Annotated in this window: 14 protein-coding genes; 1 reads left to right on the top strand and 13 read right to left on the bottom strand. The window is 67.7% G+C overall.

Going from position 1 to position 15,853, the window contains the following annotated elements; genetic code table 11:
• Window positions 1-127: 127 nt before the first annotated feature.
• The 13 genes from metJ to EV148_RS16150 form a co-directional block, all read right to left on the bottom strand.
• Window positions 128-541, bottom strand: coding sequence for a met regulon transcriptional regulator MetJ (gene metJ, locus EV148_RS19110; protein WP_131999899.1), 414 nt, complete (start codon window positions 539-541; stop codon window positions 128-130).
• A gap of 38 nt (window positions 542-579) precedes the next feature.
• Window positions 580-1,125 carry a hypothetical protein gene (locus EV148_RS16205; RefSeq protein WP_131999898.1) on the bottom strand — a complete coding sequence of 182 codons (546 nt, stop codon included), beginning with the start codon at window positions 1,123-1,125 and terminating at the stop codon, window positions 580-582.
• Between the two features lie 443 nt (window positions 1,126-1,568).
• Window positions 1,569-1,967, bottom strand: coding sequence for a glycine cleavage system protein GcvH (gene gcvH / locus EV148_RS16200; protein ID WP_131999897.1), 399 nt, complete (start codon window positions 1,965-1,967; stop codon window positions 1,569-1,571).
• A 149-nt stretch (window positions 1,968-2,116) separates the two neighbouring features.
• On the bottom strand, window positions 2,117-3,217 hold the full coding sequence (gene gcvT, locus EV148_RS16195; protein WP_131999896.1) for a glycine cleavage system aminomethyltransferase GcvT: 1,101 nt from the start codon (window positions 3,215-3,217) through the stop codon (window positions 2,117-2,119).
• A 192-nt stretch (window positions 3,218-3,409) separates the two neighbouring features.
• Window positions 3,410-3,850, bottom strand: coding sequence for an NfeD family protein (locus EV148_RS16190; RefSeq protein WP_131999895.1), 441 nt, complete (start codon window positions 3,848-3,850; stop codon window positions 3,410-3,412).
• A gap of 11 nt (window positions 3,851-3,861) precedes the next feature.
• Complete coding sequence (locus tag EV148_RS16185; RefSeq protein ID WP_131999894.1) at window positions 3,862-4,812, bottom strand: SPFH domain-containing protein; 951 nt, start codon at window positions 4,810-4,812, stop codon at window positions 3,862-3,864.
• Window positions 4,813-5,128: 316 nt separating this feature from the next.
• A complete protein-coding gene (locus EV148_RS16180; protein ID WP_131999893.1) occupies window positions 5,129-6,484 on the bottom strand; it encodes a sensor histidine kinase in 1,356 nt (451 codons plus the stop codon).
• Between the two features lie 238 nt (window positions 6,485-6,722).
• On the bottom strand, window positions 6,723-8,072 hold the full coding sequence (locus EV148_RS16175; RefSeq protein ID WP_131999892.1) for a sigma-54-dependent transcriptional regulator: 1,350 nt from the start codon (window positions 8,070-8,072) through the stop codon (window positions 6,723-6,725).
• 171 nt (window positions 8,073-8,243) lie between these two features.
• A complete protein-coding gene (locus tag EV148_RS16170) occupies window positions 8,244-10,043 on the bottom strand; it encodes a DUF885 domain-containing protein (protein WP_131999891.1) in 1,800 nt (599 codons plus the stop codon).
• A gap of 170 nt (window positions 10,044-10,213) precedes the next feature.
• The gene (locus EV148_RS16165; protein WP_158287512.1) at window positions 10,214-11,425 is read right to left on the bottom strand and encodes an ABC transporter permease; all 1,212 of its coding nucleotides are present in this window, start codon (window positions 11,423-11,425) and stop codon (window positions 10,214-10,216) included.
• Between the two features lie 113 nt (window positions 11,426-11,538).
• Window positions 11,539-12,843: an ABC transporter permease gene (locus tag EV148_RS16160; RefSeq protein ID WP_131999889.1), complete on the bottom strand. Its 1,305-nt coding sequence runs from the start codon at window positions 12,841-12,843 to the stop codon at window positions 11,539-11,541.
• 11 nt (window positions 12,844-12,854) lie between these two features.
• Entirely contained in the window at window positions 12,855-13,583 is a 729-nt protein-coding gene (locus EV148_RS16155; RefSeq protein WP_131999888.1) for an ABC transporter ATP-binding protein, read from the bottom strand.
• Window positions 13,584-13,695: 112 nt separating this feature from the next.
• Window positions 13,696-14,964, bottom strand: coding sequence for an efflux RND transporter periplasmic adaptor subunit (locus EV148_RS16150; protein ID WP_131999887.1), 1,269 nt, complete (start codon window positions 14,962-14,964; stop codon window positions 13,696-13,698).
• A 305-nt stretch (window positions 14,965-15,269) separates the two neighbouring features.
• Between EV148_RS16150 and EV148_RS16145 the strand changes: the two genes are divergently transcribed.
• A complete protein-coding gene (locus tag EV148_RS16145) occupies window positions 15,270-15,851 on the top strand; it encodes an RNA polymerase sigma factor (RefSeq protein ID WP_131999886.1) in 582 nt (193 codons plus the stop codon).
• Window positions 15,852-15,853: the final 2 nt, after the last annotated feature.

Below are 15,853 nucleotides of genomic sequence, written 5' to 3'. Positions count from 1 at the left end.
GATGTTGCTTGTTGTTGCAGTGTCGCGTGTTGCGGTAGTGCTCGTTCGGGACCGCGGAGCTGCCTGGTTCCGACAGCGCCGCTTCGTCCCTGGACCGCCCGTCGGCGACGGGCGGCCCCGGGTGGTCTTACTTCTTCTTGGCAGCCTTCTTGACGGCCTTCTTGGCAGCCTTCTTCGCTGCCGGCTTCTTCGCCGCGCCGGTCTTGCGCGCGGTGGCGGTCTTGGCCTTCGCCGTGGTCTTGCGCACCGCCTTCTTGGCGGCCTTCTTGGCGGGTTTCTTCTTCGCAGCTGCTTTCTTCATAGCCATATCGCGTCTTAGCTCCTCGTCAGTTGGCAGTGGTTGCCCAGTAAAAGCGTGAAGGAAGGCTTCACACAGCAGATCGCTGTTGGTGGCGTGGCGCAGGTTTCCGACCTGGCGGCGGGTCCGTTCGTCGGACAGAAGCTTGAGGATGTGAAAGGGAACCGACACAGTGATCTTCTTCACCGACCCGGCCTTCGCGCCGTGTTCAACGTAGGGGGCAATGAAGCGTGTCGCAGTCATGTTTCCTTTGTTTGTTTGTCACGCCGACGCGGAAGCTATTACTGTCCCACGCGCGTGTCAACAAATTTCTGAGGGGAAACAAGCAGTTCCCGAAACCCCGCCGACGCCCCGCCGACGCCCGCCGGAGGCGAAAAAATACACCCGGCGGCGCGCCGTTGGCACAGGCCATTTATACGTATAGACGTCCATATATGGACTGCTTGGCGAACCCGTGGAAAGCCCGGAAAGCCAGCTGTGGCGCGGGTTTCCGGGCTTTCGACGCGCATGATCGCGATATCGCGCGATGACGCGTGATGCGACATCGCGCGCCCCCGCGCGATCTCGCGCCGCTCGTCCGCACGCGGTCGGCGCGTGCCCCAACGGCGGGTGAACGCCCCGGAAAATTTCCTGGCCGACGGTCGCGAATCGTCCCCGCCGCGGGACGATCCGGCCATCGCGATCGCGGTGAAGGACCTCGCCGGGTGTCGCGACGAACGCCTCGCGATCGCCGCCACGATCGCGCGACGACGATCGGTTCGCGGCACGCGTGACGAAGTCATCACCGTCGTCGCGACGCGCATCGACATCATGGCGGCGAGGAACACGCCGACATCATTCCCTCCCGCGAAGGCGGGAATCCTTCGTGCTCTTGCTCATGCAGTCCCGAGGGCTACGAAGAATGGATCACTCGCTGCGCTTCCTCCTTCGGCACCGCCCTCCGGGCGTCGACCGTGCTTCACGCTTGTCCCGCTTTCGCGGTAAGGACGCCGGTGGGTGGCCCTCAGGCGCAGCGGAGAATGGTTTCCCGCTTTCACGGAATGAGGCGGTGGGTCGCCCCGGGGACGATGGAAAATGGATCACCCGCTACGCTCGCTCCTTCGGAGCCACCCTTCGGGCGTTCCGCGCGCCCGGTGCTTGTCCCGCTCTCGCGGGAATGACGACGGTGGAGTGGAGACGCCGTGTCCGGCCCAGGCCGGCAAAGGTTCGGAAAAAGAAAGGGCGTGCTCGCGCACGCCCTTCGTTGCACCGTGGCGACGTCGCGCGCGGCTCAGTGATCCTCGCTCTCGATGAGCTCGGCGTACGCGTCCGGATCGAGCAGTTCCTCGAGCTCTTCGGCGAGGTTGTCGGGCTTGATCACGAACAGCCAGCCATCGCCGTAGGCATCCTCGTTGATCGTCTCCGGCTTGTCGGGCAGCGCGTCGTTGACCGCGACGATCTCGCCCGACAATGGCGCATAGACGTCGGAGGCCGCCTTGACCGACTCGACCACCGCGCAGGCATTGCCGGCTTTCACCGTGTCGCCGACGCTCGGCAGTTCGACGTAGACCAGGTCGCCGAGCAGGCCCTGCGCATGGTCGGAAATGCCGCAGGTGACGGTGCCCTTGTCCTCGACGCGCGCCCACTCGTGCGACTTCATGAACTTCAGATCACCGGGAATCTCTTGCATGACACGGGTCCTTGGATAGTCAGCGGTATGGATTCTAGCAATGCGGCAACGACTGCGCGAACGACCGGGCGAGGCGCCTCGCAGGCATCGGCCACGTGCCGGGCTGCCCGGTCCGAACCGTTCCTGGCGTGGCCGCTTCCCGCTGTCCCTCAGACACCTTCGCAGGCCTTGCCGTCGCGCACGAACGGATACTTCACGACGCGCACCGGCACGAGCTTGCCACGGATGTCGACCTGCAGCGTCTCACCGGCACCGCCCGGCACGCGCGCGAATGCGATCGACTTGCCGAGCGTCGGCGAGAAACTGCCGGAGAGGATCTCGCCGTCGCCCTGCGCGGTCACGACGCGCTGGCCATGGCGCAGCACGCCCTTCTCGTCCATGACGAGGCCGACCATCACGCGATGGGCGCCGGCGGCCTTCTGCCGCTCGAGCGCGGCGCGGCCGATGAAGTCGCGTCCCTCGTCGAGCGCGACGGTCCAGCCGAGATTGGCTTCCCACGGCGTGACCGACTCGTCCATGTCCTGGCCGTAGAGGTTCATGCCCGCTTCGAGCCGGAGCGTATCGCGCGCACCGAGCCCGGCCGGCGTGACACCCGCTTCGCGCAGGCGGTTCCACAGCGTCACCGCATGCGCTTCGGGCACGACGATCTCGAAGCCGTCCTCGCCGGTGTAGCCGGTGCGCGCGACGAACAGGGGCATGCCGTCCGGGCCTTCCGCCTCGGTCGCGACGAACTTGCCGATCTTCGCCGCCTTCGCGCGCGTTTCGGGCGTGAGCAGGCCGAGCACCTTGTCGCGCGCATTCGGCCCCTGCACCGCGATCATCGCGAAGTCCGGCCGCTCGGTCACCTTCACGTCGAACGCGGCGGCCTGGCGCGTGATCCACGCGAGGTCCTTGTCGCGGGTCGCCGCATTGACGACGAGGCGGAAGAAATCCTCGGCGAGGTAGTAGACGATGAGGTCGTCGATGACGCCGCCCTGCTCGTCGAGCATGCACGAATAGAGCGCCTTGCCCGGCAGCTTGAGCTTGTCGACGCCGTTGGCGAGCAGGCGGCGCAGGAATTCGCGCGTGCGCGCGCCGGCGAGGTCGACCACGGTCATGTGCGAGACGTCGAACATGCCGGCGTCGCGGCGCACCGCGTGGTGCTCCTCGATCTGCGAGCCGTAGCTGATCGGCATGTCCCAGCCGCCGAAGTCGACCATTTTCGCGCCGAGTGCGCGGTGGCTGTCGTTGAGGATCGTCTTCTGCGTCATCGTCGGTCCGGTGGGGCATGCGGGGGCGCGCATTATCGCGGCCACCCGCGCGCAAGTCCAAGTACGTCGAACCATACGGCGACGTGCGCCGGCGTCGACGCGTGCACGCCGGTATTCCCGTGCATCGGCGCGTATCAGGTCGCAGGACCGTGGCAATGCGCGCGGCACGCACTGCCGGCCAGCGCGGCGGGATCAGGAGACCGCGCGCACCGTGAGCGTCGTGCCTTCGACCGCGACGACTTCGACTTCGCTGCCGGCCGGCAGGTCCGGTCCGCTCGCGAGCCAGGAGCCGTCGCCGACCTTGACCTTGCCACGGCCGTTGACGATCGCCTCGCTGACGACGAAGCGCTGGCCGACCAGCTGCGCGCCACGCTTGTTGAGCAGCGGCTGGTCGTCGCGCTGCTCGGCGTACGGGCGCACGAACCGCCAGTACGCGCCACACGCGGCGATCGACAGCAGGCCGAACGACACGGCCTGCGCGAGCGCGGGCAGCGCCGGGAAGATCCAGGTGATGATGCCCATCGCGCCCGCGGCGATGCCGATCCAGAGCAGGAAGTAACCGGGCGCGATCATCTCCGCGCCGATCAGCACGAGCGCGAGCAGCCACCAGCCGTAGTTGTCGACGAAGTCCATGGCGCCTCCGCTCAACGCGGCGGGGCGACGCGCGGCGCCGCCTTGTCGACCGCCTGCTTGTCGAGCGCGCTCTTGGCGAGTTCGGCGATGCCGGCGAGCGAACCGAGCACGCCGGTCGCCTCGATCGGCAGCAGCAGCATCTTCTGGTTCGGCGAATCGGCCATCGCCTTGAGCGCCTCGACGTACTTGTTGGCGACGAAGTAGTTCAGCGCGTTGACGTCGCCGCTGGCGATCGCGGCGGACACCACCTCGGTCGCCTTCGCTTCCGCCGCGGCAAGGCGCTCGCGCGCCTCGGCCTCGCGGAACGCGGCTTCCTTCTGGCCTTCGGCGGCGAGGATGGCCGACTGCTTCTCGCCGTCGGCCTTGAGGATCGCCGCCTGGCGGAAGCCCTCGGCCTCGAGGATGTTCGCGCGCTTCTCGCGCTCGGCCTTCATCTGGCGCGCCATCGAATCGACGAGGTCGCGCGGCGGCTGGATGTCCTTGAGCTCGATGCGCGTGACCTTGAGGCCCCACGGATGGGTCGCCTCGTCGACGACCTTGAGCAGCGCCGCGTTGATCTGGTCGCGCTTGGACAGCGACTCGTCGAGATCGAGGCCGCCGAGCACGGTACGGATGTTGGTCATCACGAGGTTGATGATCGCGAGTTCGAGGTTGGCGACCTCGTAGGCGGCCTTCGCCGCATCGAGCACCTGGTAGAACACGACGCCGTCGACCTTCACGACCGCGTTGTCCTTGGTGATCACGTCCTGCGACGGCACGTCGAGTACCTGCTCCATCATGTTCATCTTGCGCCCGACGTTCTGCATGACAGGGATCAGCAGGTGGAAGCCCGGCGTCAGCGTGTGCGTGTACTTGCCCCAGCGCTCGACCGTCCACTCGTAGCCCTGCGGCACGATGCGCACGAGCTTGGACAACAGGATGACCGCGACGACGACGACGATCAGCGGCAGATAGAAACCCATGGCCTTCCCTCCCAGGACTGGACCGCCAGTATAGCCCCGCTCCGCGACGCCGCACGTTGCGTGACGGTGAAGCCAGGGCAGGAGCCTGAAACACGAAGGACACGAGGGACACGAAGGGAAAGATTCATCGGATGGGCTGGGGCGCACGCCGTCTGCCTTCGCGAATCGGCAAAGCTTGAAACACGGAGCACACGGAGGAAAAGCTTCAAGTAAAAAGCTCTTCTCGCTTCTGGCATTCTCCGCGTGCCCTGTGCTCCGTGTTTCAATCTTTGGGCTTTTGCGCTCCTTCGTGCCCTTCGTGTTTCAATCTTGTCTTTCAGCTCCTCTCTTTCGGCTGTAGGCCTTCAACCTGAGCCTCGACACGCTCGACCAGCGGCAGGATCAGCGTGACGGCGAGGCCTCCGCCGGGACGGTTGGCCAGTTGCACGCGGCCGCCGTGGGCTTCGGCGATCTCGCGTGCGAGGGCGAGGCCGAGGCCGGAGCCGGCGCGCTTGGTCGAGTAGAACGGCAGCAGCGCATTGGCGAGCACGGTCTCGCTCATGCCGCTGCCGCGATCGGCGACCTCGATGCGCGTTTCGCGCGCGCCTTGCACCACGCCGAGCTCGATCGCGTCGGCGGCGCCGCCCGCCTCGTGCGCGTTCTTGAGCAGGTTGATCAGCACCTGTTCCACCTGCGCGCGATCGAACCAGCCCGGCTGCGCCGGCGTGGCGCCGGCGATGCGGAACGGATAGTGGCGCGCGAGGCCGGCGAGGAACGGATCCCATTCGATGCGCTCGGGGTGCGGCAGCGGCAACTTGGCGAAGCGCGCGTAACCGGAGATGAACCCTTCGAGATGGCGCGTGCGCTCCTCGATCGTGTCGAACACGATGCCGAGGCGGGCGGCATCGCCGAGGCGCGCGAGCTCGCGCCCGGAGTGCGACAGCGAGCGGATCGGCCCGAGCGAGTTGTTGATCTCATGGCTGATCACGCGGATCACCTTCTTCCAGGTCACGACTTCCTGGCGCGCGAGTTCGCGCGTGAGGCGCTTGATCTGGTAGAGGCGATGCGGTCGTCCCTGCAGCTTGAATTCGCGCTGTGACAGGTGGAAGGTTTCGTCCTCGTGCTCGAACGGCACGCTGAACAGACTGTCGCCGCCGCCCGCGACGGCGCGAGCGAGCGGCGCGGGAGCGGTCGCGACGAGCGCGTCGAAGTCCTCGCCGGCGAGCGTGCGGCCCTCGTTGAGCAGCTGGCGCGCCGCGACGTTCGCATAGACGACGTGGCCGCCCGGCTCGACCAGCACGAGCGCGGTCGGCGTGTTCTGCACCACCGTGTCGAGCAGCAGCTCGCGCTGGAACAGGTGCTGGCGCTGCTCGCGCAGCACGCGGCCGAGTTCGTTGTGCGCCGCGACGAGTTCCCCGACCTCGTCGCCGCGACGCGTGCCGATCGAAAAGCTGAAATCGCCGTCGCGGAACGCGACGACGCTGCCCGACAGCGCGCGGATCAGCGACGCGACCGGGTTCGCGAGCTGGCGCGCGAAGACGAGCGCGGGCACGCCGAGCGCGAGCACGGTCGCCGCGGCGCCGTACCAGGGCGAACCGAACCAGACCGTTGCCCAACCCGCGATCGCGGACGCGGCGACGACGGCGACGAACAGCGCGGCGACGAGTTTGCCTTCGAGGGAGACGAGGCGCATGGGGTCGGGAGGACTGGGGGCCTGGTGGAGCGAGGGCCGAGGCTGGAATCGAGGTTGCGCATTATTGGCATGCTGCGCGGCGAAGCGGAATTCAACCCTGTCGCGAGCGAGGGCCGAGGGCTCAAGGCTGCAAACGGGCTTGCGCGTCATCGGCATGCTGCACGGCGAAGCAGGATTCGCCCTCGCGCAGCCTGCCGCGCAGCCCTGCGCCATCGCCCGCAATCAGCCCTCGCTCCGATCAGCCCTCGGCCTTGAGCCCCGCCTTCTCCATGCGCCGATACAGGGCCTGCCGCGACAGGCCGAGTTCCGCCGCGGCCTGGCTGATCACGCCGCGTGCGTTGCGCAGCGCGGTCTCGATCGCCTCGCGATCGGGTTCGGCGTCGGCGGCGATGCGGCCATTGCCGGCGCGCGCGGGGGCGAGGCCGAGGTCGCGCGCGGTGACGATGCCGTTCTGGCACAGCAACGCCGCGCGCTGGATCGCGTTCTTGAGTTCGCGCACGTTGCCCGGCCACGCATGCGCGGTGAGCGCACTGCGCGCGCTGTCGTCGAGCACCGCCGCGCCGGCGAGGAAATGCTCGGCGAGCGGCACGATGTCGTCGCTGCGCTCGGCCAGGGGCGGCAGGCGCAGCTCGATCACGTTGAGGCGGTAGTAGAGGTCCTCGCGGAAGCGTCCTTCGCGGATCATCGCGGCGACGTCGGCATTGGTCGCGCTGATCACGCGCACCTTGACCTTGCGCGTCCTGCTGGAACCCAGCCGTTCGAACTGGCCGCTCTCGAGCACGCGCAGCAGCTTGGCCTGGCCCGCGAGCGGCAGGTTGCCGATCTCGTCGAGGAACAAGGTGCCGCCGTCGGCGATCTCGAAGCGCCCTTCGCGCGCGCGGTTCGGCGCACCGGTGTAGGCACCGGCATCGGCACCGAAGAGTTCCGCCTCGATGAGCTCGGACGGCAGGGCGCCGCAGTTGACCGTCACGAACGGGCCGTCCTTGACCGACGAATTGGCCTGGATGATCTCGGCGATGCGTTCCTTGCCAGCGCCGTTCGGGCCGGTGATGAGCACCGGGATGTCCGCGCGCGCGACCTGGCAGGCGAGTTCGACCACGCGCTCGGTCGCGGCCGAGGCGAACACGAGCCCGCGCAGGTCGTACTTGGCATCGAGCGCCTTGCGCCGCCGCCGGCGCTCGTCGCGGAAGCGCGCGACTTCGCGCGTCGCCTCCGACAGCTCCAGCAGGTTCTCGACCGTCGCGACGAGCTTGTGGTCGTCCCACGGCTTGGCCTGGTAGTCGGCCGCGCCGGCCTTGACCAGCTCGACGGCGGTCTCGAGGTGCGTCCATGCGGTGAGCAGCACGATCGGCAGGTCCGGATGGCGCTCGCGGATCGCGCGGAACAATGCGATGCCTTCCTCGCCCGAAGTCGTGTCGGCGGTGAAGTTCATGTCCTGCACGACGAGGTCGACCGGCTCGCGCGCGAGCACGGCGAGGCCTTCCTCGGGCGACTGCGCGATCAGCGTGCGGATCTCGCGCAGGCCGAACAGCAGGTCGAGCGAGGTTCCGACCGCGGGATTGTCGTCGATCACGAGGACCGTTCGCATGGTTTCGTGCTGGGAGGTCGGCTCGCACATCCGCGGCTTGGATGCAGCGGGGCGCGAAAAGGTTGCGTGGGAGGGCTGCAGTATCGGTCGATCCGTGCATCCCGTTCAAATCGGCCGATGCCGGCCGGCGGGGACGGCGCCTGGACGGGCGCCGTCCTCGGGGTCGTGCCGTCAGCTCGCGTGCGCGCCGGCCTTGCCGGCCTTCACCGAGGCGATCCATGCGCTCACGCGCTCGTCGAGCACGTCGAGCGGCAGCGCGCCGCCGCCGAGCACGGTGTCGTGGAAGCCGCGGATGTCGAAGCGGTCGCCGAGTTCCTTCTTCGCGCGCGCGCGCAGGTCGAGGATCTTCAGCTGGCCGATCTTGTAGGCGAGCGCCTGCCCCGGCGTCGAGATGTAGCGGTCGGTCTCGGCCTGGATGCTCGGCTCGTCCTCGGACGAATGCTCGCGGAAGAAGTCGACCATCTGCTGGCGCGTCCAGTGCTTGTAGTGGACGCCGGTATCGAGCACGAGGCGGTTGGCGCGCAGCAGCTCGTCGGAGAGATGTCCGTAGTAGCTGAGCGGCTCCTGGAAGAAGCCGAGCTCCTCGCCGAGGCGTTCGGCGTACAGCGCCCAGCCCTCGATGTACGCGGTGTAGCCGGCCTGCTGGCGGAACGGCGGCAGCCCGGGCAGCGTCTGCGCGATCGAGATCTGCATGTGGTGGCCGGGCACGCCTTCGTGGTAGGCGGTCGTCTCGATGTTCGCGATCTGGCGCTTGCTGAAGTCGTAGGTGTTGACGTAGATGCGACCCGGGCGCTTGCCGTCGGGCGTGCCCTGGGCGTATTCGGCACCCGACGCCTCCTTCTCGCGGTATTCCTGCGTCGGCAGCACCTCGACCCGGGTCTTGGGCAGGAGGCCGAACAGCTCGGGCAGCTTGGGCTGCATCTGCGCGATGTACTTCTTGTAGAGGTCGACGATCTGCTGGCGCGACGTCGCATGCGCCTTCGGATCGTGCTCCAGCGCGACGCGCATCGCCTTGAGGTCCTTGTAGCCGAGCTTGAGCGCGATCCTGGCCTGCTCGCCCTCGATGCGCTTGACCTCGGCCAGGCCGAGTTCGTGGATCGCGGCCGGGTCCATCGTCGTCGTGGTCATCTGCTCGACCGCGAAGCGGTAGAGCTTGTCGCCGTTCGGCAGCGCCCACAGGCCTTCCTGCGTGCGACCCTTCGGCGCGTAGTCCTTCTCGACGAAGTCGGCGAGCTTGCGGTAGGCCGGGCGCACCTTGCCGTCGACCGCGGCGATCACCGCATCGTGCAGGCGCTTGCGATCGGCTTCCGGCACGCTGTCGGCGAACTTCGCGACCGGCATGCCGAACACGCTCGCCTCGCCTGCCGGCTCGGCGATCGCGCGGCACTGCTCGACCACCTTCTCGAGCAGGAAGCGCGGCGGCATGAGCTTGTCCTTCTCGCCCTGCTTGAGCACCTCGATCAGCGAGTCGATCAGGTGCGGCACGCCGTCGAGGCGCGTGATGTAGTCCTCGACATGCCTGGTGCTGTCGAACGGCAGCGCCGAGACGAACTGGGCGAGCTGCAGGTGCGCGCCCGAGAACTGGTCGAGCGGCATCTCGAAGGTCTTGAGCTCGTAGGCACGGATGCCGTCCTCGAGCTGGCGCACCATGAGTTCCTGGTTCAGGCGGTCCTGCTCGGCGAAGCCGGTGGTGTCGATCGCCTTGAAGCGCGCGAGGAATGCCTTCGCGTCCTTGTCCTGCTGCGCGGCGTGGGCGAGCGAGTAGTCGCCCCACTTGTCGTTGTAGCGGTAGTCGCCGAGGATCGAGGCGAACTCCGGCGATTCCTTGAGCTGGTACTCCCACTGCTCGGCGAGCAGGTCGTTGAGCGCCTTGACGCGCGAGGCGACGTCGCCGGCGGCAAACGCGGTTGACATGAAGCCGACGCCGATCGCGGCGGCGACGGCGAGCAGGGCATGGGGTTTGCGCGACATGGTGGACTCCGTTCGGATGGTGCCGGCGCGGACCGGCGGCGCAAGGACACCGGCATACGCCGGCGGGCGGCAATGGTCGGCGATCGTGCCGGCGCGCGAATGGGCCGGAAGTCGCAGGCGCGCACCGGACCGACGACGCAGGCCGTCGGTCCGGCGCATCCGTTCACGCGTCAGACGTTGCGCGTCGCCACCGCGGGCGGCACGCGCGACGCGCGCAGCGCGGGGCCGAGCACCGCGACCTGGCCGAGCGCCCACAGGCAGAGGAAGCCGATCGGCACGTAATACCACGGCAGGCGCGGCGACTGGTACTGCTGCATCAGCCACAGGCTCAGCGCGTAGCTGAGGATGCCGCCCACGACCAGGCCCATCGTCGTGATGATGAAGTTCTCGGTCTGGAAGTAGCGCAGGATGTCGAACCTGGTCGCGCCTAGCGCGCGCCGCGTGCCGATCTGGCGCGTGCGCTGGGCGACCCAGAAGCTCGCCATGCCGACGATGCCGAGCGCGGTCACCGCGAGCAGCGCGAGGATCACCGCGCCGAGGATGATCGCCATCGCGCGGTCGTTCGCGTACGCCTCGTGGCGCACCTGCTCCATGCTGCGCAGCTTGCCGATGATGCGGCTCGGGTTCGCCTCCGCCATCTTCTGTTCGACCGTCTTCATGATTTCGTCGCGGCGACCCGGCTCGGTACGCACGAGGTAGCGCGTGTAGTTGCCGTACGGCAGGAAGTACGGGATGAACGTCGCGTGCTCGATGTCCGCGCTGTCGGTCCACGGTTCCTGCGTCTTCTCGACGATGCCGATGATCGTGCTGCGCGGCTCGTCCTCGTCGAGGTAGACCTGCTTGCCGAGCGCATCGCCGTTGGGGAACAGCTTGTCGGCGAGCGCCTTGGTCACGATGATCACCGGCGGCTGCACGCGCGCGCCCTGGTCGTGGTCCTCGATCTCCGCGGGCGTGAAGTTGCGGCCGGCGATCAGCTTGACGCCGAACGTGTTCAGGCCATGGTCGTCGACCATGTAGAACGTCGAGTCGGCCGTCGAGGTCTTCTGCCTCGGTTGCAGCGAGATGCCCGAGCTCCAGCCGCCGCCGCTCATCGGCACCGAGTTCGCCGGCGCCGCGTCGACGATGCCGGGGATCTGCCGCAACAGGGCGAGGTCGGACTTCATCACGGCACGCGCATCGTAGCCCTGGCCGAAGCCGGAACTGCCGAACAGGAACGTGTCGGCCTCGTTCATGCCGCTCGGGCGGTTCATGAGGTCGAGGCGCTGGCCGATGATGAACAGCGCGTTGCAGACGATCGCGAGCGTGAGCGCGACCTGCAGGCCGATCAGGATCATCGACACCTTGCTGCGCATCAGCGCGGAGAGGATCGGGCGGATTTCCATGGTTTTCATCCGGGAATGGGGAGACGGGAACGGGAACCGGAAGAGGGCCTCGGGGCGTCACGCGGTGTACTGCTTCGACGATCCCCGATTCCCCATGCCCGATTCCCTGCCTTTCACACCTTCAGTTGCGCGGCCGGCTGCACGCGGCACGCGCGCCAGGTCGGATAGAGCCCCGCGAGCAGCGCCGACACGACCGCGAGCACGATCGTCGTCGCGACCATCGCCCAATCGAGGCTCGCGACGGTCTTGTATTCGCTGTAGAGCGCGCGCACCGCGAGCAGGCCGAGCCCGGTCAGCATCAGGCCGAGCACGCCGCCGGTGAGGCCGACCACGCCCGACTCGACCAGGAACTGGGTGAACACGTCGCGGCGGCTCGCGCCAAGCGCGCGGCGCAGGCCGATCTCGCCGGACTTGCGCGTGAACTTGGCGAGCAGCAGGCCGATCGTGTTGACCAGGCACACGACGAGGAATGCGAACGCGAGGCCGGTCTGCACCTCCATGTCACGCGACACGACCTTCTGGTCCTTCATCCACTCCGTCACGTCGAGCAGGCGGTTGTTGAGCGGGCGCGGGAAGCGGCCGAGCTTCTTCTGCTCGTTGACGTAGCTGTCGAGGAACGACTTGTACTCGGCGAGCCGCGCGGGCGAATCGAGCTGCACCCACATCTGCATCCACACGCAGTCGGACGCGAGGTAGGCATCCCAGCCGTCGCCGGACGACTTCCAGCAGCTGTTGTTGCCGGTCGAGCGCTGCTTGAGGTCGATCGCGGTGGTGAACGGCATGAAGAACTCGTCCGGGTCGGCGAACGCGCCGTTGGTGAGGTCGTAGTAGCGCGAGCGCAGGTTCCACTTGTCGAGCACGCCGACGATGGTGTAATCGATGCCGTTGAGGCGCACGCTCCGGCCGGTGCTGTCCTGGCCGCCGAAGAGCTTCTCGTTGATGTCGTTGCCGAGCACGACGACGCGCGCATGGCCCTCGTCCTGGTCGTGGTTCCACGGCGCGCCGTAGCGGAAGCGCGGCTCGAACATCGCGAAGAAGTCCGAGTACGTCACGCGGCCGAGCGCCTGGAACGGCTTCAGGTCCTTGTTCTCCGGCTGCACCGGCAGCGACAGCTTGAACATCGCCGCCTGCTTGTCGGCCTTGCCCGCCTTCATCAGCGCGACCGCGTCCTGGTAGGTGACCTGGTCGGGCGGCCGGCCGTCGTCGTAATACGGCTGGTCGCCGCTCCAGTTGTCGAGCTGCACGTAGTGGAGCTTGTCGCTCTTCCACGGGATCGGGTTGCTGCCCATGAGGTGCAGCACGGTCAGCGTGGTCATGCTCGCGGCGATGCCGAGCGCGATGCCGGCGACCATCAGCGCGGTCAGGATCGGGTTGCGCCTCAGGCTGCGCAGGCCCAGTTGCAGGTAGTAGGCGAACATGCGCGTCCTCCTCAGGCGATCGCGGCGTTCGCGGCGTCGCCGTCGCGCACCGGGCGGCGCAGTTTCGGTTCGTCGTCGAAGTCGGTGACCTGGCCGTCGATGACGTGCACGTTGCGGTGCGCGCGCGCGGCGAGCTCGGGATCGTGCGTGACCATCACGATGGTCGTGCCCTGGCGGTTGATTTCCTCGAGCAGTTCCATCACGCCGCGCGCCATCAGCGAGTCGAGGTTGCCGGTCGGTTCGTCGGCGAGCAGCAGGCGCGGCGAGCCGGCAAGCGCGCGCGCGATCGCGACGCGCTGCTGCTGGCCGCCGGAGAGTTCGGCCGGGTAGTGCTTCATGCGCGAGGCGAGGCCGACGCGGGAGAGCGACTCCTCGATGCGCTTCTTGCGGTCGGCCGCACCGAAGCCGCGGTAGCGCAGCGGCACGTCGACGTTGTCGAACAGGTTGAGGTCGGGGATCAGGTTGAAGCTCTGGAAGATGAAGCCGATCTTCTCGTTGCGCAGGCGCGAGCGCGCGTCGTCGCCGAGGCCCGCGACGTCGTCGCCGTCGAGCAGGTACTCACCGCCGGTGAACTCCTCGAGCAGGCCCGCGATGTTGAGGAACGTCGTCTTGCCGGAACCGGACGGGCCGGTCACCGCGACGAATTCGCCTTCGCGCACGTTGATCGAGAAGTCGCGCAGCGCGTAGGTCTCGATCAGGTGGGTGCGGTAGACCTTCTGGAGGTGGGTCATCTTGAGCATCGGCTTGGCCTCGGTTTGTGATTCGTGATTGGTGATTGGTGATTCGTGTTCGGCGACGCGTCGAAAGGGTTCGGTTTTCCGAATCACCCATCACGAATCACCAATCACGGCTTCAGTTCAACGCCACCCTCTGCGCTCCCTTGAACTCGTCGGTACCCGAGATCACGATGCGGTCGCCTTCCTTGACGCCGCTGACGATCTCGACAGCGTTGAGGCTCGTCGCGCCGACCTGGATCGCGGTGCGTTCGGCGGTGCCGTTGCGCACGACGTAGGCGACGCGACCGGCGCCGGTGTCGACGAAGGGGCCTCGTTCGACCATCAGCACGTTCGGGTGTTCGTCCATGAGGATGCGCGTGGTGAGCTGCTGGTTCTGGCGCAGGCCCGCCGGCTTCTTGTCACCGAAGCGCACGCGGCCGGTGACCTGGCCGTTCTGCACTTCCGGCGAGATCGCGCTGACCTGGCCCGCGTAGCGTTCGCCGCCGTCCTGGATCTCCGCGGCCATGCCGACGCCGAGGTCGTGCGCGAACACTTCCGGCACCTGCACTTCGATCTCGAGCGCGGTGAGGTCGACCACGGTGAGGATCGGCGCGCTCGCGGCGACGTTGGCGCGCTGCTGCGCGATGAGCTGGCCGACGATGCCGTCGACCGGCGAGCGCATCTTCAGTTCGTCGACCTGACGGCTGAGGTCCTCGACCAGCAGCTTCTGGCGATCGAGCGCGACGCGCTTGGTCTTGAGGTTGAACGCGAGGCTCTCGCGATCCAGCTGCACGTTGTGCTGCGCATTCACCTCCGACAGCTTCGCCTTGGCCAGCGCGTCCTTCGCGCGCAGCACGGTCATCTCCGGCTGCGCGCCACGCTGGAACGCCTTCTCGTTGCGCTCGACCTCGCGCTCGGCGGTCTCGCGATCGATCACCGCCTGCTCGTAGGCCATCTTCGACGCCGCCTCGGCCTTGCGGTTGTCGATCGTCGTGCGTTCGACGTCGAGCGCGAGGCTGTCGAGCGTCGCCTGTTCCTGTTTGAGGCGGTTGGTGAGTTCGGGCGAATCGATCTCGGCGACGATGTCGCCCTTCTTCACCTGGTCGCCCGCATGCACGTCGAGCGTGACGGTGCCCGCGGTGCGCGCATACAGCGTCGGGCTCACCGCGGCGACGACACGCCCCTGCACCGACACGTCGCGCACGAGCGTGCCGCGCTTGACCTCGGCGATGCGCAGGCGCGCCGTGCTCGCCGACGAATCGGCCGACATCAGGCGCGCGACCGTCGGCACGACGAGGCCGAGCGCGACGAGCGCGCCGAGGCCGAGCCCGATCCAGACGATCTGCTTCTTGCGGTTGCGCGGGGCGGCGATCGGGCGGTCCTGTGCCGAGGTGTCGCGGATCATCGGGGGCGGGCTCCATCGAAAGGTGGTCTGCGCTCGTTTCAGCAACGAGCGTGCCAACAATCAACTCTTTGAATTGAATGGACAAAACTGGCGGACACCGCGACGCGGACAGTGTCCAGTACGCTGCCGGACACGCGGCGGACAACGCGTCGTCGGCGCGGAAAGGGCACGGAGGGGAACCGGGCTCGAAAAGGGGACGGAGGCAATTTCGGCTCATCATTACCGGGCCAGGGACGAGGCCGGGGAAATTGCCCCGTCCCCTTTTCCATGCGACCCAATCGCCGCCTCGTGCATCTGACCCGACCGTGAGCGCCGCCAGCTTCCAGATCGACGTCCCCGACACCGTCCTCGCCCGCGCCCGGCGCGGCGAGGTCGGCGCGCTCGAGCAGATCTACCGCGCATTCGAACGGCCGTCGTACACGCTCGCGCTGCGCATGCTCGGCGACGCGGACCACGCGCGTGAGACCGTGCACGACGCGATGTTGCACCTGCTCGAACGCATCGGGCAGTTCCGCGGCGAAGCGCCGTTCTGGGGCTGGCTGCGCCAGATCGTGGTCAACCAGGCGCTCATGCGCCTGCGCAAGGAGCGTGGCCTCGTGCTCGAGGAACTGCCCGACGACGACGCGAGTGAAGGGCACGCACCGCCGCCATGGGCGCTCGCCGACGCGCGCCGGCTCGAACAGGCGCTCGCGCAGCTGCCCGCGCTCACGCGCAGCGTGCTCTGGCTTTACCACGTCGAGGAATACACGCACCAGGAAATCGCCGAGATGACCGGCAAGTCGGTCAGCTTCTCGAAATCGCAGGTCGCACGCGGCAGCAGCCGGCTGCGTGCATTGTTCGAACCGGAACAGGAGGCGGCACCGTGCCTCGGCGCGACCGCGCATTGACC

The sequence above is a fragment of the Dokdonella fugitiva genome (assembly GCF_004342425.1).
Taxonomy (GTDB): Bacteria; Pseudomonadota; Gammaproteobacteria; order Xanthomonadales; family Rhodanobacteraceae; genus Dokdonella_A; species Dokdonella_A fugitiva.
This window is presented reverse-complemented; position numbering and strand designations above follow the sequence as displayed.

Bases quoted from the DNA above. Each gene is read 5' to 3' on its own strand.
- gcvT (WP_131999896.1), bottom strand. From the start codon at position 3,217: ATGACGCAGAAGACGATCCTCAACGACAGCCACCGCGCACTCGGCGCG.
- EV148_RS16190 (WP_131999895.1), bottom strand. From the start codon at position 3,850: ATGGACTTCGTCGACAACTACGGCTGGTGGCTGCTCGCGCTCGTGCTG.
- EV148_RS16170 (WP_131999891.1), bottom strand. From the start codon at position 10,043: ATGTCGCGCAAACCCCATGCCCTGCTCGCCGTCGCCGCCGCGATCGGC.
- EV148_RS16155 (WP_131999888.1), bottom strand. From the start codon at position 13,583: ATGCTCAAGATGACCCACCTCCAGAAGGTCTACCGCACCCACCTGATC.
- metJ (WP_131999899.1), bottom strand. From the start codon at position 541: ATGACTGCGACACGCTTCATTGCCCCCTACGTTGAACACGGCGCGAAG.
- gcvH (WP_131999897.1), bottom strand. From the start codon at position 1,967: ATGCAAGAGATTCCCGGTGATCTGAAGTTCATGAAGTCGCACGAGTGG.
- EV148_RS16160 (WP_131999889.1), bottom strand. From the start codon at position 12,843: ATGTTCGCCTACTACCTGCAACTGGGCCTGCGCAGCCTGAGGCGCAAC.
- EV148_RS16175 (WP_131999892.1), bottom strand. From the start codon at position 8,072: ATGCGAACGGTCCTCGTGATCGACGACAATCCCGCGGTCGGAACCTCG.
- EV148_RS16150 (WP_131999887.1), bottom strand. From the start codon at position 14,964: ATGATCCGCGACACCTCGGCACAGGACCGCCCGATCGCCGCCCCGCGC.
- EV148_RS16180 (WP_131999893.1), bottom strand. From the start codon at position 6,484: ATGCGCCTCGTCTCCCTCGAAGGCAAACTCGTCGCCGCGCTGTTCGTC.
- EV148_RS16185 (WP_131999894.1), bottom strand. From the start codon at position 4,812: ATGGGTTTCTATCTGCCGCTGATCGTCGTCGTCGTCGCGGTCATCCTG.
- EV148_RS16165 (WP_158287512.1), bottom strand. From the start codon at position 11,425: ATGGAAATCCGCCCGATCCTCTCCGCGCTGATGCGCAGCAAGGTGTCG.